Here is an 18,379-nt window from a genome sequence, read left to right as displayed (position 1 = left end):
AACTGGGGGAGAATTATCGCGGGTGCGCGGCTATGCCAAGACATCCGGCGCATGGCTGTGGATCAGATCAGCCGACCGGCAGCGGCGCATCGCGCTTGACTTCCTCCATCACCGCGTAGGTTCGCGTCTCGCGCACGCCCGGCAGCGCCAGCAGCGTTTCGCCGAGAAACCGGCGATAGGCGGTCATGTTGGCGACTCGCGCCTTGACCAGATAGTCGAAGCCGCCGGCCACCATGTGACACTCCAGCACTTCCGGCGCGGTCTGGACCGCCCTGGCGAACTTCTCGAATACGTCCGGCGTGGTTTTGTCGAGCAGCACCTCGACGAACACCAAAAGACCGAGCCCGAGCCGGTGCGGGTTGAGCCGCGCGCCGTAGCCCTCGACGAAGCCGTCGCGCTGCAGCCGCTTCAGCCGCTCGCCGACCGAGGTCGGCGACAGGCCGATCCGCTCGGCCAGCTCCACATTGGCAATCCGCCCATCCCCTTGCAGGATCGAGAGGATTTTGCGGTCGGTCTTGTCGATCTCTGTCATACCTACGGCCAAAACTGAGATTCTCCAGATTTTCTAAGGCAAATCTGCTAATTTGTCTATCGAACTACGGTCCACGGGCGCGTAGGTGTTCCCGTGCAACCCGTCCAAGGAACTGCCCGAGGAACCGCCATGCCAGACCCGCTCCCGCCCCCGTTCAGCGCGCCCTACGCCCCCGATGACACGGCGATCGCCGGCCGCCTGCGCCGGGACGCCAGGCTGGGTGCGGACCAGGAGGCCAGGGTCGACCGCACCGCGACGCGCCTGATCGAGGCAATCAGGGCCAATGACGATCCGCTCGGCGGGGTCGAGGACATGCTGCGGGAGTTCGCGCTGTCGACCAAGGAGGGGCTGGCGCTGATGGTGCTGGCCGAGGCGCTGCTCCGGGTGCCCGACGCGCGCACCGCCGACCAGTTCATCGAGGACAAGCTCGGCCAGGGCGACTTCGTCAATCACGAGACCAAATCCAGCGCGTTCCTGGTCAACGCCTCGGCCTGGGCGCTCGGCATGTCGGCGCGCGTGATCCAGCCCGGTGAAACACCACAGGGAACGATAGGCCGGCTGACCAAGCGGCTCGGCGCGCCGGCGGTGCGCGCCGCGACGCGGCAGGCGATGCGGCTGATGGGCAGCCATTTCGTGCTCGGCGAGACCATCGAGGCGGCGCTGTCGCGCGCGCAATCGCACACCGCGCGCGGCTCGCGCTATTCGTTCGACATGCTCGGTGAGGGTGCGCGCACCGCCGACGATGCCCGCCGCTATTTCGAATCCTACGCGCGCGCGATCGAGGCGATCGGCAAGGCGGCCGGCGATCAGCCCCTGCCCGACCGGCCCGGCATCTCGGTCAAGCTCTCCGCGCTGCATCCGCGCTTCGAGGCGGTCAGCCATGCGCGGGTGATGAGCGAGCTGGCGCCGCAGCTGATCGACCTGGCGCGCCGCGCCAAGGCCTACGACCTCAACTTCACCGTCGATGCCGAGGAGGCCGACCGGCTCGAGCTCTCGCTCGACGTCATCGCAGCCGCCTTCGCCGACCCGTCGCTCGCCGGCTGGAGCGGCTTTGGGCTTGCGATCCAGGCCTATCAGAAGCGCGCCACCGACGTGATCGACTATGTCGATGCACTGACGCGCGCGCTCGACCGAAAGATGATGGTGCGCCTCGTCAAGGGCGCCTATTGGGACACCGAGATCAAGCGCGCACAGGAGCGCGGGCTCGACGGCTATCCGGTGTTCACCCGCAAGGCGATGACCGACCTGAACTACATCGCCTGCGCGCGCAAGCTCTTGGCGCTGCGGCCGCGGCTGTTTCCGCAATTCGCCACCCACAACGCGCTGACGGTGGCGACCATCCTCGAACTGTCAGACGATCCCAATAGCTTCGAATTCCAGCGGCTGCACGGCATGGGCGAGGCACTCTACGCCCAGCTCGGTCAGGATCGCCCTGAGATCGCCCACCGCACCTATGCACCGGTCGGCAGCCACCGCGACCTGCTCGCCTATCTGGTGCGGCGGCTGCTCGAGAACGGCGCCAACTCGTCGTTCGTGGCGCTGGCGGCGGACAATCGCGTCTCGATCGTGGACCTGTTGCGCCGCCCTGCCGACATCATCGGCGCCGACAACAATGCGGCGCATTCCGGAATTCCGCTGCCGACCGATCTTTATCGGCCGCAGCGCGAGAATTCGCACGGCATCGAGTTCGGCGAGCGAAAGGCGCTCGATGCGCTGACATCGGCGATAGCAGCAGAAACCAAACCGGCGTCTGGTGCGGTCGCGACGTCGACAATCGAGCAGGCGAATGCCGCCGTCGCCGCTGCGCGCGGTGGCTTCAAGGCCTGGAACGCGACGCCGGCCGCACAACGCGCGGCCATGCTGGACAAGGCTGCCGATCTGCTCGCGCAGCGTCGCCCCCACTTCCTCGCTCTGCTGCAGAGCGAGGGCGGCAAGACGCTCGACGACGCACTCTCCGAGGTGCGCGAGGCGATCGACTTCTGCCGCTACTATGCGGCACAAGGCCGGAAGCTGTTCGAAGGCGAGACGATGCCGGGCCCGACCGGCGAGAGCAACGTGCTGGAGCTCCACGGCCGCGGCGCGTTCGTCGCGATCTCGCCATGGAATTTCCCGCTCGCGATCTTCCTCGGCCAGGTCACGGCGGCGCTGATGGCCGGCAATGCGGTGATCGCAAAGCCGGCCGAGCAGACGCCGCGCATCGCGGCCGAAGCTGTCGCTCTTCTGCACAAGGTCGGCGTGCCGGCGTCGGCGCTGCATCTGGTCCAGGGCGACGGCGCTATCGGCGCCGCGCTGGTCGGCCATCCCGCGATTGCCGGCGTCGTCTTCACCGGCTCGACCGAGGTCGCGCGCACGATCAACCGGACGCTCGCGGCCAAGGACGGTTCGATCGTGCCGCTGATCGCCGAGACCGGCGGCATCAACGCCATGATCGTCGACGCCACCGCGCTGCCCGAGCAGGTCGCCGACGACGTCGTCACCTCGGCGTTCCGCTCCGCCGGCCAGCGCTGCTCGGCGCTCAGGCTGCTGTTCGTGCAGGACGACGTCGCCGACCGCATGATCGAGATGATCGCGGGCGCCGCGCGCGAATTGAAGATCGGCGATCCATCGCAGCCGTCGACGCATATCGGACCTGTCATCGATGCGGAGGCCAAGCAGCGGCTCGACGCGCACATCGCGCGAATGAAAAAGGAGGCGCGGGTGCATCTCGCCGGCGAGACGCCGGCCGGGAATTTCGTCGCGCCGCATATCTTCGAGCTGTCGTCGGCAAGCCAGTTAGCCGAAGAAGTGTTCGGCCCGATCCTGCATGTCGTGCGCTATCGCGCCGAGCGGCTCGGCGACGTGCTGGCCGCGATCGAGGCGACCGGCTTCGGACTGACGCTCGGCGTCCATTCCCGCATCGACGACACGATCGAACACGTGATCGAGCGCCTCCAGGTCGGCAACATCTATGTCAACCGCAACATGATCGGCGCGGTCGTCGGCGTGCAGCCGTTCGGCGGCAGCGGCCTCTCCGGCACCGGCCCCAAGGCCGGCGGCCCGCATTACCTTGCGCGCTTCGCGACCGAGCAGACGATCACGATCAACACCGCCGCTGCCGGCGGCAACGCCGCGCTGATGGCGGGGATGGAGTAGTCGGACGCGTCATTGCGAGGAGCGAAGCGACGAAGCAATCCATCTATCCCCGAGATGAGGTATGGATTGCTTCGCTCCGCTCGCAATGACGGTCAACAACCCGTTGCATCATCACCCCGAGATGGGTCAAATGGCCGCTCAACGGGATCATCGCACACGATAATTCCAGCTACCGGAAAAACACCAACAAGCGCCACGGGAGCGACGGCACGATGGAAAAAGGCATTTTTGACGGGCTCAAGGTCCTGGACTGCGCGAGCTTCATTGCGGCGCCCGCGGCCGCCACCGTGCTGTCCGACTTCGGCGCCGACGTCATCAAGATCGAGCCGCCCGGCGCCGGTGACCCCTACCGCAATCTGCCCAATTTGCCGGGTTATCCCGCAAGCGAGCACAATTTCGCGTGGATGCTGGAGGCCCGCAACAAGAAGAGCCTCGCGCTCGATCTCACCAAGCCTGAAGCGCGCGAGGTGCTGTACAAGCTCGTCGCCGAAGCCGACGTGTTCATCACCAACATGCCGCCGCAGGTGCGCCAGAAGCTCGGCATCACCCACGATCACCTCGCCCATCTCAACGACCGGCTGATCTACGCGTCCTTCACCGGCTATGGCGAGAAGGGCGAAGAAGCCAATAAGCCCGGCTTCGATTCCAACGCCTATTGGGCCCGCTCCGGCCTGATGGATCTGGTGCGCGCCGACGAGGACACCACGCCGGCGCGCTCGGTCGCCGGCATGGGCGACCATCCCTGCGCGATGGCGTTCTACGGCGCGATCGTCACCGCGCTGTTCCAGCGCGAGAAGACCGGCAAGGGCTCGCACGTCTCGACCAATCTGATGGCCAACGGCGTCTGGGCCAACGGCGTGCTGGCGCAGGCCAAGCTCGCCGGCGCCAAGTTCAAGAAGCGCAAGCCGCGCGAAGAGGCGCTGAACGCCGTCACCAACCACTACAAGTGCAAGGACGGCCGCTGGCTGATCCTGTCGCTGCTCAATGAAGACCGGCAGTGGCCGACGCTGGCGCGCTGCATGGGCCGCGAGGATCTGGTTGCCGATGCGCGCTTTGCCACCAAGGCGGACCGCCATGGGCGCTCGGTCGAGCTGATCAAGATCTTCGACGAGGTGTTCGCCAGCAAGGATCTCGCCGAATGGCGCAAGATCCTCGATGGCAACGGCCTGGTGTTCGGCGTCGTCGGCATCCTCGACGACATCCCGAACGACAAGCAGATGATCGAGAACGAGGTGCTGGTGCGCTTCGAGAACGACACCATGCTGACCGTCAACAGCCCGATCTTCATCGACGGCGCCAAGAAGGTGCAGCCGCGCAAGCCGCCCGAGGTTGGCGAGCATTCCGACGAGATCCTGCGCCAAGCCGGCTACGACGAGGCCATGATCCAGAAGCTGCGCGCGTCGGGCGCGGTGGCGTAGCGAACCGACCACCGCTGCGAGTAGCCCGGATGGAGCGAAGCGAAATCCGGGACAGATCTCGCAACGGGTTGCGATCCCGGATTGCGCTACGCTCCATCCGGGCTACGTAGTATCCACTTCGCTCGAAAACGCTTTGGCTATCGCTTCATCCAGGCCCAGACGATGGCCACCACGATGATGCCGATGATAACCGTGAGCCCGATCGCCCAGCTGCTGACGCGGACGGCGCTGACCGCCTGACGCTCGGCCTCGTTGGCCGCGATCTCGCGGTTGCGCTGCTTGTTGTCCTCGGAAGCACTCATCGGGCCGGTCTCCGGTCAGAGCTGTCAGGTCCAGGCAACTCGGGTGTAGCATCAAATAATGACGCGCAGCCGCTCCGGTTCCGGCTGAAATCAGCGGCCCTTTACGAAGCACATGTCCATGCGGGATGTTTTCCCGGCGACCGAGCCTTCGGCACATGTCCAGGCCTGAAAACTCCGGTCAGCGTCGGCTTGTCACCTGGCAGCCGGTAACCGGCGTGAGCGCGGCGACATGGGGGCCCGTTCGCTCCCGAACGGATGTCCCGGAGATCGCGTCGCCGAACCGAGCTACCGCTTAACCGCAATTCGTCGCGTCACCGAACCCGGTGGCGTTGGGTAGGCGGATTGGTCGAATAGTCCCAGTACCATTCGCACGCTTGCATTGCGATCGGAGCGGCACTGGCTTTGGTAAAACGCCACGCCGTTTCTACCGCATCCTTTGGCAAAGCACCTCGATGCGGCGCGATTTGGATCACACGATTAACGTCGTCAGTCGACTCAAGCAGCGTCTCGTCATTGTCGAGAGGAAAATGACTGTGAAGAAGCGTTATCCCGAATCGATCTGTTGCATCGTGCTTGATCAAGACGTTCCGAAGCGCCTCGAAAACTGCGCCATCGCTTTCGTTGAGAGGAACAACCTGATCCGGCAACGAGAAGGCTTGATTGTCATCAGACATGATGTCCACCTCATGCAACCATGAAAGCCATATGCAACTATAGCATGTTTCAAACAAACTGCGCAACTCGACCGTCCGGCCGAATTGCGGCGTCGACAAGCGCAAGACGTCTTCGAGTGGCGTCGCTTCGACGATCCCGGTTACACGGTGTCAGGTCGTACCTGCAGTCTCGCATCAAATATTGACGCGCAGCCGCTCCGGTTCCGGCTGGCGGATCAGCGCCCCTTCACGAAGCACATGCCCATGCGGGATGTTTTCCCGGCAACCTGGCATGCAAGCCCCTCGGCACAGGTCCAGCCGCGGAAGCTGCGGTCGGTCTCGGCCGGCTTGGCGCCCGGCAGATAGCAGTGCGCGCCCCAGCCGTCGCTGTATTCGGTGCCCGCGAGCTCGGTGCCGGCGCGCTGCTGCGGCCGGTTTGAGAAGCCGCGTGAGAAATCCGGCGCCTTGCCGTCGCGTAAGCTCGCTAGGATATCGCGGCGGCGAGGTTGGTCGCCGAAGAAATGCGGCGAGGCCGGCACCACGGTGGAGTTCGACGGCTTTGCCGCCATCCAGTCGACGCCGGGGAAATGGAAGCCGCCGATGCCGCGGGTCTGATGGCAGCCTGCGCAGGTGACGTCGTTAAGGCGCCGCTCGAAGCCGGCCAGTGACTGGATGTTCTGCAGCTTGGTTCCGTCGGCAGCAGCCTTCTGCAAGGCCCCGACGACGTCGCCCTCCGAGAACACCGCATCGCCGGCCCCGCCCTCGCCCTGCACCATCCCGAACTCCGGCTGCAGATCGCTGATGTCGAAACCGATCGGGGTCGGCGCCACCGCGCCGGTTGCCAGGAAGCGATCGGGAACCAACAAGGTGCCGCGATCGAGTTCGGCGAAATGTCTGGGATCCAGCAGCCAGGCCTTGAAGTCGCGCTTCAATCCGTCGTCCGCGAGAATGCGGTCGCGATCGATCTGGTTCTCGAGCGGCGCCTCGGCAAAGCGCTTTGCCGCGCCGTCATAGTCGAACACCTTCAGCAGATAATCGGTTCGGAAGTCGCGCACCGCGGATTTCGGCGCGTGCGCGATCTGCAGATTGGTCTCGATGCGATCGATATTCCGCACGTCGATCAAATCGAGCGGCCCGTCCTTGCCGAACAATTTGTCCATCGCAGGCTGAGCGCCGGCGGTCGTGAGCCAGCGCCGTGCGATCTCGCGGCAGCTGAGCGACGCGTCATTGCCGTCGCCCTTCGCCTTCAGCACCAGGTTCAGCGTCATCGGCAGCCGCTGCGACACCGCGTTCTCGCCGATCAGCGGAACATCGGTGCGGGTCAGCCGGTAGATCAGCCGGATCTCGCCGCAGTCTTTCAGCGCCACATAGGCGCGATCCATACGGTTGACGATGCCGGCCAGCACGAAGCGGACGTCAGAAGACTCGAACAGGCCGCGATCGAACAGCTGGAACGCAAAGCCGTCGCCGACCCCGATGCTCTCGTCCGGCAGGCTCGCTTTGTGCTTTGAGACGTAGCGATCGAATTCGCGATCGAGCGCCTCGCGCACCGGCACCATCGCAGGCAAGGCGAACAACTCGCGATTGGACAGCGGCGTATCCGCGGAGCGCTCCGGCGCGAGCATCCGGCCGAGGCCAAAGCGGCCATGATCGAGCTCGCGCAGAACAGCGGGATCGATCACCGCCGCGCCGCGTTCGAGCGCGCGATCCTCGGCGGCACGTGCGGCCACGACGCCGCCGAGCAGAACGGACATCAGCAGGAGGCATTTCAGCGCGCGGCCCATGCCCCACTAACACCGCACGGCAAATCCTATTCAAGAAAAAAGGCGCTTCACATCGCGGTGAAGCGCCTTGGTGTTGTCGCCTCTGGGCAATCATAGCGTTTTCGAGCGAAGTGGGCACCGGTTCGCGTGAAGAAAACGCGTCAAAACTTTAACGCGAGACGATCAGGCCCTTGCTGGTGACGACCACCCAGCGGCCGTCCTGCTTGCGGATGGCGTCGACGCGGCCGAGGCCGGGGACGGGATCGCCGGCATAAACCTCGTAGATGCCGCCGCGGCCCTCGATCAGCGCGCCGCCATTGCCGACGTCGCGCAGCGCCCAACCATCGACCACCGGTAGGCGGCCGACCTCGGGCTTCGGGGCGGCAGGCGCTGCCGCGGCAGTCGCCGGCGGGACCGAGCCGGTGACCTCGCGGGCGGGCGTCGCCGCGGCGACGGTCGTCTGCGGGGCGCGGAGCTTGTCGACGGTCTCGCTGAGCTTGTTGAGCTTGGCGATCGGTTCGGCCTGGGCCTTCTCGACCTTCTCGATCCGGTCGCTGGCCTTGCTGAACTGGGCCTGGCCGGCCTTGGCGGTCTGCTCCACGGTGGCCTTCAGCGCGGCGATCTCGGATTCGACCCGGGCGAGCGCGGCGTCGGCCGCTTCCTTTGCAGCGTCCTTGGCCGCGGCGTCGTTGTTGGCAGCCACATCCCTGACGGAGGCAGCGGCGGGGGCGGCGAGATGGCCGAGCCCTGCGGTCGCGAGCGCGCCACCGATGGCGCCTGCCACGGTCGCCAGGGCAATCACCGCGGCCATCGCCCCGAACCGGCGCGTGCCGGCCGGTTTGCCGGCGGTCTTGCCGGCCTGCTCGGCACCCGGCTTGGAGGCGGTCGCTTCATGGTCCCAGGTCCGGTCACCGGGCGCCATGATCATCAGCCTGCCCGGGAAACGTGGCTCTTCACGCTTGCCGGTCTCGACCTTGGGCACCGCCATATTGGTCGGCTCGATCTTGGGGTCAATCTTGGCGTCGATCCTGGCCTCGATCGCGGGATCAAGCCGGGACGGCTCAACCTTGGAAGCTTCGGCCTTCGGCGCATCCATGCCGGGCGCGTCCGCCTTCGGCGAGGTCTCTTCCTGCTCGGGCGCGAGCCGCGGAGCCTCGACACCGGCCACGGCCATCGCGGGCTCGCTCTTCGCCGCCATTTCGGCGCCGGCTTGACCGCTGACCGGCTCGCTCTGCTGCACACTCACGTTCAAAGTCTCCAGACTGGGTTGAGAATTCGGTAACTTTTATTGCTTGCGAAATGGTTACCCCGCTCCGCCATTACCTAAATTTTAGGGAGTTTTCCGGGCCGGATTTGGGCGATGCTGCCCTGCGGCAATCTGCGACAGCTCCGTTTGCGCGCGGCGCTTTCCCGATTAACATGCCGTCATCTTCCAGCCAGAAGGCAGGGGAGCACCATGACGATCGAGAAATGCATCAATGAATTTGGTGTCGATGACGTCATTTTTGAGGAAGGCTCGACCGGCCGCGAACTATTTGTCGTGCTCGACGGCACTGTCGACATCGCCAAGATCGATGGCGGCAACAAGACGGTCATCGTCAGCCTCGGCAAGGGCGAGTTCTTCGGCGAGATGGCCGTGATCGACGGCTCGGCGCGCTCGGCGACCGCCATCGCGGCCGCGCCCGCGACGCGCGTGATGCGGATCAACCACGCCCGCTTCGTCTATCTGGTCAGCCAGCAGCCGGCCTTCGCGCTGATGGTGATGGATGCGCTCTCGAAACGCCTGCGCGCCTCCAACGCCGTCACTTACCGAGCGGCAGCCGCACCATGAGCGAGCGCAAGCCGAGCCCGTTCAAGACGCTGTTCGACGCCGACGTCGCCACGCTGATCCAGGCGGCCGACGATGTCTACCAGATCCGCTTCAAGAACCGCGCGGCGAATGCCTATCTCGTGCGCGGCAGCAAGCGGACCATCATGATCGACGTCGGGCTGTCGACCAATTATCCGTCGCTTGTCGCTTGCCTCAATCACCTCGGGGTCACGCCCGAGATGATCGACATGGTGGTGCTGAGCCACGAGCATCTCGATCACATCGGCGCGGCCTATCATTTCCACGGCTCGGCCTATATCGCCGCGCACCGGCTCGCCGCCAACAAGATCATGCTGCGCGACGACTTCTCGATGCTGCGCAAGATGTTCAACGAACCGAACGTGCCGATCGACATCGACATCTGGCTCGAGGAAGGCAACCTGATCGACCTCGGCAATTTCCGCCTCAACGTGATGTACACGCCGGGTCATACCTCGGCCTGCATCTCGCTGTTCGATCAGGACAAGGGCCTGCTGTTCGCCGCCGACACGCTGATGCCCGGCGGCGTGATGGGCGGCGTGTTCGGCTCCGGCTCGATTGCCGACTACATCCAGTCGCTGGAGCGGCTGAAGGGCCTCAATTCGAAGATCCTGCTGTCGGGGCACGGCCGGCTGTCCGACACGCCGCAGGACGACGTGCGGATCGCACTGCAACGCTCGCACGCTTTGCTCGAGGACACCGCGCAACTGTTCGACGCCCTCGATGCGCGCTCGAACTTCGAGCCGATCATGCAGTCGGTGCGCGACCTCAACAAGCTCGACGATTGAGGCTCGGTCCCAGCCGAAGCCGCCCGTTGTGACCTGCCATGACTTTGCACTAGGATCGGCTCGCAACGATAAGAATCACAGCCGCGGCGATGCAAGCCGTTGCCGACAGCGGGGAGACGAAGCGGATGCAGGCTGACACGATGGCGCTGATGCGCCGCCGGGTGGTGATCTCCTCCACGATCGGCAATGCGCTGGAATGGTTCGACTTCACCGTTTTTGGCCTGTTCGCCGGCATCCTGAGCAACCTGTTCTTTCCCGCTGACAATCCGCATTCCTCGCTGCTGCTCACCTTCGCGACATTCGGGATCGCCTTTGCAGCCCGGCCGCTGGGGGGCCTGGTGTTCGGGCTCTACTCCGACAAGCACGGCCGCAAGAAGGCGCTGGTCGTGATGATATCGCTGATGGCTGTCGGCACCGGCCTGCTCGGCGTCCTGCCGACCTATGGCGCGATTGGAATCGCCGCGCCGCTGTTGCTGCTGCTGGCGCGGCTGATCCAGGGCTTTTCCGCCGGCGGCGAGTTCGGCAGCGCCAGCGCGATGCTGATCGAGTTCGCGCCGCCCGGCCGGCGCGGCTTCTACGGCTCGTTCCAGATGGTGTCGCAATCGCTGGCGTTCGGCCTCGGCGCCGCGATGGCGATCGGCCTCAATCTCGGCCTGTCGGCGGACGCCTTCGCGAGCTGGGGTTGGCGCGTACCGTTCATCCTCGGCATTCTGATCGGGCCGACCGGATGGTACCTGCGCCAAAGGTGCGACGAGTCGCCCGAATTCAAGGCCTATCTCGCCGAGAGGGCCGCGACGGCGCAGCCGGGCAGGCAGACCACGCTCGGCCAATTGTTCTCCGAACATCCACGCGAGTTGATTGCCTCGTTCTGCCTGATCGCGGCCGGCACGGCGATCAACTATGTCAATGCGATCTTTCTGCCGACCTATGCGGTCGCCGAGCTCAAGCTGCCGATCCTGAATGCGCAGCTCGGGCTGCTCGTCGTCAGCCTCATCAATGCGGCGGTGGCGGTGGCCTGCGGTGCCCTCTCCGACCGGATCGGTCGCCGCGCAGTCCTGGTTCCGGCGCTCATCATCTACAGCTTGCTGTTCTATGTGATCTTGCAGCGGCTCGTCGCCGCGCCGACCACAGCGAACCTCTGGCAGTTGCAGATCGTCGCGGTCCTGCTCGGAGCCCTGGCCGGGCCGATGCCGGCCTTCATGACCGAGATATTCCCGGTCGGCGTACGCTCGACCGGGGCATCGCTGATGTACAATCTTGCCGTGATGCTGTTCGGCGGGCTGGCGCCGTTCATCAACACCTGGCTGGTCCAGGTCACGGGCGACAAGGCTGCTCCGGTCTACTACATCCTCTTCGCCGCAGCGGTGGGCCTCGTTGGTCTGTCGGTCTATCGCGGACGACCGTCGGTGCCGGGAGTAGCAACTCAACCGGCGCAATGACCGCGACCGGTACGACGGCTGACGCCCGAGCTTGCGCGACCGGGCATGCGGCGCTGTATTTGACAATCCCGCTTGTGCGCTGTTCAACAGCGGCAAGAATAACGCTGAAGAACAGGGAGCGAGGACCATGAAGCTTTACGACTCGATCGGACCCAATCCGCGCATCGTGCGCATGTTCATGGCGGAAAAGGGCATCGAGATACCCAAAGAAACCGTCGACCTGCGCAAGGGCGAGAACCGCGAGGAAGCGCATCTGAAGCGCAATCCGCACGGCCAGATGCCGGCGCTCGAGCTCGACTGCGGCAACTACCTCTCGGAGATCACGGCGATCTGCGAATATCTCGAGGAGAAGCACCCCTCGCCCGCGATGATCGGCAGCACGCCGGAAGAGCGCGCCGAGTGCCGGATGTGGACGCGCCGGGTCGACCTCAACATCGCCGAACCGCTTGCCAACGGGTATCGCTTCGGCGAGGCGCTGAAATTCTTCGAGAAGCGAATTCCCGTCGCGCCCGAAGCCTCGCCGGGGCTGAAGATGATCGCCGCCAACCGCATCAAGTGGCTTGATAGCCAGATGGCCGACGGCCGCAACTACATCTGCGGCAATCGCTTCACGCTCGCCGACATGCTGCTCTACTGCTGGATCGATTTCGGCAACCAGGTCGGCCAGCCGCTGGACCAGTCGAACGCCAACATCGTCGCCTGGTTCAACCGCGTCGCCGCGCGGCCGTCGGTGAAGGCGTAGATGCTCCCTCGGTCATTGCGAGGAGCAATAGCGACGAAGCAATCCATCTCTCCGCAAGTGGAGTTATGGATTGCTTCGCTTCGCTCGCAATGACGCGGAGAGAGCCGGACTCAAATCACCACCGGCCTGTCCGGCAGCTCGTTCGGGCCGCCCTCGGCGTGCGGAAAATACTTCGCCAGCTCCCGCGACACCGCCGCGATCCCCTTGATCACGCCCTGCTCGAACCGGCCGGCCCGAAAGTCCGTTTCCATCGCGCGGCAGATCGCTTCCCAGCCGGCGTGGCCGACCTTCGCGTCGATGCCGCGATCGGCGACGATTTCGACGTCGCGGTCGGCGAGCAGGAGATAGATCAGCACACCATTGTTGTGATGGGTGTCCCAGATCCGCAAATGCGAGAACACGTCGAGTGCCCGCTCCCGCGCCGGCTGATTGCGAAACAGCGGCACACCGTCGAGTGCGCCCTCGACGACGAAACGGATCTGGCCCGAATGAGTGGCCTCACCCGCTTTGATCGCCTGCTCGATCGAATCGAGCACGCGCGGCGGGAACTCACGCCGCACGCGCCAGCGATGCTCGATCAGATGCTTGCCGATGCGCTTGATGCTCATATCCCTACCAGCTCCCCGAAGCGCCGCCGCCGCCGAAGCTGCCGCCTCCGCCGCTGAAGCCGCCGCTGTCGCTCGAACTCGAGCCGCTGCTCCAGCCCCCGCCGCCGGACCAGCCCCCGGAATAACCGCCGCCGCGCCGGTACGGTCCCGAGCCCGCCGCCGGACCGCCGAAATTCAAGCCGCCAAAGATCAGCGCCGCAATGCCGGCGAACAGGCCGACCACCAGCGCGGTGGCGAGCGAGCCGGCCAGCATCCAGGTGAATGCGCCGACGATGCCGCCGGTCGCGACCGAGCCCAACAGCCGCCCCAGCAGGCCGCGCAGGAAGCCTGCCACGATGATGACGCCGAAAATCACCACCGGGTTGGCGAAGTCGACCAGATTGGGCGCCTGCCAATGCTCGGGCTCCGGTGCCGGCAATTGCTCGCCATTGACCAGCCGGATCATCCGGTCGATGCCGGCCGAGATGCCACCGGCGAAATCCCCGGCCTTGAATTTCGGTGTGATGTCCTCGTCGATGATGCGATGGGTGACGACGTCGCTCAGCACGCCCTCGAGGCCGTAGCCGACCTCGATGCGCAGATGCCGGTCGTTCTTGGCAACGACGAGCAGCGCACCGTCGTCGACTTTCTTGCGCCCGATCTTCCAGGCCTCGGCGACGCGGATCGAGAACTGCTCGATCGTCTCCTCGCCTGACGTCGGCACGATCAAGACCGCGATCTGGCTGCCCTTGCGGGTCTCCAGATCCTTCAGCCTGTCGTTCAGCGATGCGACATCAGCAGCCGACAGCGTCCCGGTCTGATCGACGACGCGGCCGGTGAGCTGAGGTACTGCAACCTCGGCCCACGCCGGACACACGAAGCCCAGCAGCAAGGCGAACAAGATGACGCGTGCGGCGGTCATCGCGATCGGCGCCCGCCGTTGCTATTTCGACGGCGACGGCGACGGTGCCGGATTGAAATCGACCTTCGGCGCGGTCGATATCTCCTTCTCATTGTCGACCGTGAAGTTCGGCTTCTCCTTATAGCCGAACGCCATCGCGGTCAGATTGTTCGGAAAGGTGCGGATGCCGACGTTGTAGTCCTGCACCGACTTGATGTAGCGATTGCGCGCCACCGTGATGCGGTTCTCAGTGCCTTCGAGCTGCGCCATTAGGTCGCGGAACAGCGCATCCGATTTCAGCTGCGGGTAGTTCTCCGTCACGACCAGCAGCCGCGACAGCGCGCTGGTCAGCTCACCCTGCGCCTGCGTGAACTTTTGGAACGCTGCGGGATCGTTGAGCACCTCGGGCGTCGCCTGGATGCTGCCGACCTTGGCGCGCGCATTGGTCACGCCGAGCAGCACGTCCTTCTCCTGCTGCGCAAAGCCCTTCACCGAGTTGACCAGGTTCGGCACCAGGTCGGCACGCCGCTGGTACTGGTTCACCACCTCCGACCAGCTCGACTTGACCTGCTCGTCATTGGTCTGGATCGCGTTGTAGCCGCAGTTGGTCAGGCTCAAGGTCGCCAGCGCTGCCAGCACGGTCCAAAGCTTGCGCATGAAGATGGTCCTCCCGGTGGATTCTCGCTCACGGTAACAGATTTCCGCCTGATAATCCCGTGGCGCGGATTTCGCGCGCGCTTTTGCGGATGATGGCCCTTGCCTATCCCTCCCTGCGCCGTTCATCATGGCGAAAAAATCGATCGCGGGAGGATCCATTGGCGTCTGAACAATTCGAGACGATTGTCGTCGAGCGGCCCGACCCCGCGATTACGCGGATCGTGATGAATCGCCCTGAGGCGCGCAACGCCCAGAACCTGCAGATGACCTACGACCTCAACACCGCCTTCGATCGGGCGGTGCAGGACGACGCGGTCAAGGTCATCATCCTCGCCGGCAACGGCCCGCATTTCTCGGCCGGTCACGATCTCAGGCCAGGAGCCAAGAATGAGGCGGGCGTCGATTTCCCGCCTGTCGGAAATTGGGGCGGCTTCGCCGAACCCAACGCGCATGGCCGCTTCGCGCGCGAGCAGGAGATCTACCTGCAGATCACGCGACGCTGGCGCAATCTCGCCAAGCCCACGATCGCGGAGGTGCACGGCAAGTGCATCGCCGGCGGGCTGATGCTGGCCTGGGCCTGCGACCTGATCGTCGCGAGCCATGATGCCGAGTTCTGCGATCCCGTGGTGACGATGGGCGTCTGCGGCGTCGAGTGGTTCGTGCATCCCTGGGAGCTCGGCGCGCGCAAGGCCAAGGAGATGCTGTTCACCGCCGATGTCTGGAGCGCCGACGAGGCGCATCGCCTCGGCATGGTCAATCACGTGGTGCCGCGCGGCGATCTCTCGTCGTTCACGCTGGCGCTGGCGCGCAGGATCGCCGCAAAACCAACTTTTGCGCTGAAGCTCTCCAAGGAGGCGGTGAACCGCTCGATCGACATCATGGGGCAGCCCGCGGCGATCGATCAGGCGTTCGCGCTGCATCAGCTCTGCCACGCGCACAATCTCCAGGAATTCGGAATGGTGGTAGACCCCGCCGGTCTGCATCCCTCCGTCAAGAAAACCGCCAACGTGTAGAAAGCCAGATGGACCTCACCCTCAGCGACGAGCAGCGCCTGCTGCGCGAAAGTGCCGACCGCTTCGTGGCGGAGACCTTCACATCAGAGCATCGCAAAAAGGCGGCGAATGACCCACTGGGTTATTCGCCCGCGATCTGGAAACAATTCGCCGAGCTCGGCTGGCTGGCGCTGCCGATCGCCGAAGCCCATGGCGGGCTCGGCGGCGGCGCGATCGAGATCGGGCTGTTGATGGAAGCGTTCGGCCGCGGCCTGGTGTCCGAGCCGTTCCTTTCCACCGTCGTGATCGGTGCTGCGCTGGTCGCCGAATGCGGCACCGAGGCGCAGAAGCAGGCGATCCTGCCCAAGATCGCCGAGGGCGCGCTCACGCTCGCCTTCGCACATTCGGAGCGCGCTGCGCGCTTCGACCTCGCCCATGTCGACACGACGGCGACCAAATCCGCCGGCGGCTGGCGGCTGAACGGCAGCAAGGTCGCGGTGCTCGACGGCGCCGCCGCTGGCCAGATCATCGTCTCCGCCCGCATCGCGAACGCCAATGGCGCATCCGGCAAGCTTGGCTTGTTCCTTGTGCCGGCCGGTGCGCCCGGCCTCACCTCGCGCGACTATGCGCGGCTCGGCGGCGGGCGCGGCTGCAATCTCGACCTCAGGGATGTGCAACTGCCTGCCGACGCGCTGCTCGGCGATGGCAGCGATGCGCTGCCCGCGATCGAAACCGTGGTCGACCGTGCGATGGCCGCGCTCGGCGCGGAAGCGGTCGGCATCATGCAGACGCTGCTCGACACAACGCTCGAATACACCAAAATTCGGAAACAGTTCGGGCGGCCGCTGTCGGCCAACCAGGTGATCCGTCATCGCCTCGCCGATGTGGCGATGCAGGTCGACGAGGCACGCTCGATGGCATTGCGCGCCGCGCTGATGGCCAATGCCGAGCCGGTCGCCCGCGGCCGTGCCGCCTCCGGCGCCAAGGCGAAGATCGGCAAATGCGCGCGCTTCGTCGCCGAGCAGGCGGTGCAGCTGCACGGCGCCATGGGCGTCACCGAGGAACTCGACATCGGTGCCTATTTCAAGCGGCTGCTCGCCTTCGACACCCTGTTCGGCGGCAGCGCCCATCATTATCGCCGCCACGCCGCGCTGAGCGGCCGCGTCCACGCATAACGGAGAGCGCACATGGATCTCACCTTCAGTGCCGAGGAACGCGCCTTCGAACAGGAAGTCCGCGACTATATCGCCGAGAGTCTGACGCCGGAGATGAAGCGCGCCACCGCGCTGACGCCGTCGGTGTTCTCCGATCCCGACATCGGCATGGCCTGGCAGCGCGCGCTGCACAAGAAGGGCTGGGGCGCGCCGGGCTGGCCGGTCGAACATGGCGGCCCGGACTGGACGCCGGCGCAGCGATGGATCTTCGAGGCCGAGTGCGCCCGCGCCGGCGTGCCGAATGTCAACGTGATGGGCGTGAAGATGGTCGGCCCCGTCATCATCGGCTTCGGCTCGCCCGAGCAGCAGAACTTCTATCTGCCGCGGATTCTCTCCGGCGAGGATTACTGGTGCCAGGGCTATTCCGAGCCGGGCTCCGGCTCCGACCTCGCCTCGCTGAAGACCCGCGCAGTGCGCGACGGTGACGACTACATCATCAACGGCACCAAGATCTGGACCACGCATGCGCATCACGCCAACCGCATGTTCGCGCTCGTGCGCACCAATGAGGGCGAGCGGCAGCAGGACGGCATCAGTTTTATTCTCATCGACATGAAGACGCCGGGCATCACCACGCGCCCGATCCTGACCATCGGCGGCGACCACGAGGTCAACCAGGTGTTCTTCGACGACGTCCGCGTGCCCGTCGCCAATCGCGTCGGCGAGGAAGGCAAGGGCTGGACCTACGGCAAGTACCTGCTGGAATTCGAGCGCGGCTCCGGCATCGCATCGGCAAAACTGCGCGAGGCGCTGAAGACGATCTCCGATCTCGCGGAGTCAGATGTCACCGGCCGCGCCATCGATGATCCCGATATCGCGATGCGGATGTCGGAGGTCGAGGTCGACATCGACGCGCTGGAGATGACCGAGCTGCGGGTGCTGTCGGCGCTGCAGACCGGGCAGAATCCCGGCGCGGTGTCGTCGCTGATCAAGCTCCGCGTCAGCGAAATCCGCCAGGCGGTGACGCGGCTCGGCGTCGACGTGATCGGCCAGGACGGCCTTGCGGTCGAGCCGGCGCGGCCGTTCTACCGGCTCAACCACGAGCCGGCGATTCCCGAGGAGCTGCTGCCGGTGGTGCCGGAATATCTCAACGGGCGGGCGTACACGATCTTCGGCGGCTCGTCGGAGATCCAGCGCGACATCATCGCGAAGATGGTGTTGGGGTTGTAACGCTGCCCCCGTCAATCCGGGGCCCGCGCCAGCGCGGTCGTTGCCGGACAGCGGTCGGCAGCCACCTCGTGCTGCCGGGCTCGACAATTCCGACGCGAAGATCAGCGGCAACATCTACAGCCTGTGAAGACGACGACATCCCCCCGCTACTCCAGGGAGATTCCTTTTGGGGTCCCCAGCGCCACATCGCCATAGGCAGGCCAGCGTGGCCGCCCGCCCAGCGTCAGGAAAAAATTGACA

17 protein-coding genes are annotated in these 18,379 nt (G+C 65.3%); 9 read left to right on the top strand and 8 right to left on the bottom strand.

Features of this window, described 5'->3' with window-relative positions; translation table 11 throughout:
- Nucleotides 1-67 precede the first annotated feature (67 nt).
- Nucleotides 68-532, bottom strand: a complete 465-nt coding sequence (locus FBZ93_RS37265; RefSeq protein WP_018273295.1) for an Lrp/AsnC ligand binding domain-containing protein — start codon at nt 530-532, stop codon at nt 68-70.
- Nucleotides 533-661: 129 nt separating this feature from the next.
- Here FBZ93_RS37265 and putA point away from each other — a divergent pair, with 129 nt between their 5' ends.
- Nucleotides 662-3,664 carry a bifunctional proline dehydrogenase/L-glutamate gamma-semialdehyde dehydrogenase PutA gene (gene putA / locus FBZ93_RS37260; protein ID WP_146992463.1) on the top strand — a complete coding sequence of 1,001 codons (3,003 nt, stop codon included), beginning with the start codon at nt 662-664 and terminating at the stop codon, nt 3,662-3,664.
- Between the two features lie 212 nt (nt 3,665-3,876).
- The gene (locus tag FBZ93_RS37255; protein WP_146992461.1) at nt 3,877-5,082 is read left to right on the top strand and encodes a CaiB/BaiF CoA transferase family protein; all 1,206 of its coding nucleotides are present in this window, start codon (nt 3,877-3,879) and stop codon (nt 5,080-5,082) included.
- Nucleotides 5,083-5,219: 137 nt separating this feature from the next.
- Here the strand turns inward: FBZ93_RS37255 and FBZ93_RS40930 are convergent, their stop codons facing one another.
- From FBZ93_RS40930 to FBZ93_RS37240, 4 genes are all read right to left on the bottom strand, one after another.
- Nucleotides 5,220-5,384 carry a hypothetical protein gene (locus tag FBZ93_RS40930; protein WP_167529403.1) on the bottom strand — a complete coding sequence of 55 codons (165 nt, stop codon included), beginning with the start codon at nt 5,382-5,384 and terminating at the stop codon, nt 5,220-5,222.
- A gap of 311 nt (nt 5,385-5,695) precedes the next feature.
- Complete coding sequence (locus tag FBZ93_RS37250; RefSeq protein WP_146992459.1) at nt 5,696-6,058, bottom strand: hypothetical protein; 363 nt, start codon at nt 6,056-6,058, stop codon at nt 5,696-5,698.
- 215 nt (nt 6,059-6,273) lie between these two features.
- The gene (locus FBZ93_RS37245; protein ID WP_146992457.1) at nt 6,274-7,821 is read right to left on the bottom strand and encodes a hypothetical protein; all 1,548 of its coding nucleotides are present in this window, start codon (nt 7,819-7,821) and stop codon (nt 6,274-6,276) included.
- Nucleotides 7,822-7,969: 148 nt separating this feature from the next.
- On the bottom strand, nt 7,970-9,052 hold the full coding sequence (locus tag FBZ93_RS37240; protein ID WP_146992456.1) for a hypothetical protein: 1,083 nt from the start codon (nt 9,050-9,052) through the stop codon (nt 7,970-7,972).
- A 204-nt stretch (nt 9,053-9,256) separates the two neighbouring features.
- Between FBZ93_RS37240 and FBZ93_RS37235 the strand changes: the two genes are divergently transcribed.
- The 4 genes from FBZ93_RS37235 to FBZ93_RS37220 all read left to right on the top strand — a co-directional run bounded on the left by FBZ93_RS37235 (nt 9,257) and on the right by FBZ93_RS37220 (nt 12,618).
- On the top strand, nt 9,257-9,631 hold the full coding sequence (locus FBZ93_RS37235) for a Crp/Fnr family transcriptional regulator (protein WP_146992454.1): 375 nt from the start codon (nt 9,257-9,259) through the stop codon (nt 9,629-9,631).
- Nucleotides 9,628-10,437: an MBL fold metallo-hydrolase gene (locus FBZ93_RS37230; protein ID WP_146992452.1), complete on the top strand. Its 810-nt coding sequence runs from the start codon at nt 9,628-9,630 to the stop codon at nt 10,435-10,437. The genes FBZ93_RS37235 and FBZ93_RS37230 overlap by 4 nt, the downstream gene beginning before the upstream one ends.
- A 125-nt stretch (nt 10,438-10,562) precedes the next feature.
- Nucleotides 10,563-11,876, top strand: coding sequence for an MFS transporter (locus tag FBZ93_RS37225; RefSeq protein ID WP_246667798.1), 1,314 nt, complete (start codon nt 10,563-10,565; stop codon nt 11,874-11,876).
- A gap of 127 nt (nt 11,877-12,003) precedes the next feature.
- Nucleotides 12,004-12,618, top strand: a complete 615-nt coding sequence (locus FBZ93_RS37220) for a glutathione S-transferase family protein (RefSeq protein ID WP_146992450.1) — start codon at nt 12,004-12,006, stop codon at nt 12,616-12,618.
- 110 nt (nt 12,619-12,728) lie between these two features.
- Here the strand turns inward: FBZ93_RS37220 and FBZ93_RS37215 are convergent, their stop codons facing one another.
- From FBZ93_RS37215 to FBZ93_RS37205, 3 genes are read right to left on the bottom strand one after another with little or no spacing between them, the layout of a single operon-like run.
- Complete coding sequence (locus tag FBZ93_RS37215) at nt 12,729-13,226, bottom strand: TPM domain-containing protein (protein WP_146992448.1); 498 nt, start codon at nt 13,224-13,226, stop codon at nt 12,729-12,731.
- A gap of 4 nt (nt 13,227-13,230) precedes the next feature.
- Nucleotides 13,231-14,127, bottom strand: a complete 897-nt coding sequence (locus tag FBZ93_RS37210) for a TPM domain-containing protein (RefSeq protein WP_146992446.1) — start codon at nt 14,125-14,127, stop codon at nt 13,231-13,233.
- 21 nt (nt 14,128-14,148) lie between these two features.
- A complete protein-coding gene (locus FBZ93_RS37205) occupies nt 14,149-14,763 on the bottom strand; it encodes a LemA family protein (RefSeq protein WP_146992444.1) in 615 nt (204 codons plus the stop codon).
- 158 nt (nt 14,764-14,921) lie between these two features.
- Between FBZ93_RS37205 and FBZ93_RS37200 the strand changes: the two genes are divergently transcribed.
- Genes FBZ93_RS37200 through FBZ93_RS37190 form a run of 3 tightly spaced genes read left to right on the top strand, consistent with a single transcriptional unit; the run spans nt 14,922 to nt 18,139 of the window.
- On the top strand, nt 14,922-15,776 hold the full coding sequence (locus tag FBZ93_RS37200; protein ID WP_146992442.1) for an enoyl-CoA hydratase: 855 nt from the start codon (nt 14,922-14,924) through the stop codon (nt 15,774-15,776).
- An 8-nt stretch (nt 15,777-15,784) separates the two neighbouring features.
- Nucleotides 15,785-16,930 carry an acyl-CoA dehydrogenase family protein gene (locus FBZ93_RS37195; protein WP_146992440.1) on the top strand — a complete coding sequence of 382 codons (1,146 nt, stop codon included), beginning with the start codon at nt 15,785-15,787 and terminating at the stop codon, nt 16,928-16,930.
- 12 nt (nt 16,931-16,942) lie between these two features.
- The gene (locus FBZ93_RS37190; protein ID WP_146992438.1) at nt 16,943-18,139 is read left to right on the top strand and encodes an acyl-CoA dehydrogenase family protein; all 1,197 of its coding nucleotides are present in this window, start codon (nt 16,943-16,945) and stop codon (nt 18,137-18,139) included.
- Nucleotides 18,140-18,379: the final 240 nt, after the last annotated feature.

Origin of the sequence: Bradyrhizobium macuxiense (assembly GCF_007993935.1) — a bacterium.
Lineage (GTDB): Bacteria > Pseudomonadota > Alphaproteobacteria > Rhizobiales > Xanthobacteraceae > Bradyrhizobium > Bradyrhizobium macuxiense_A.
Note: the sequence above shows the minus strand (reverse complement) of the source record. Positions and strands in the feature narration are given on the sequence as shown.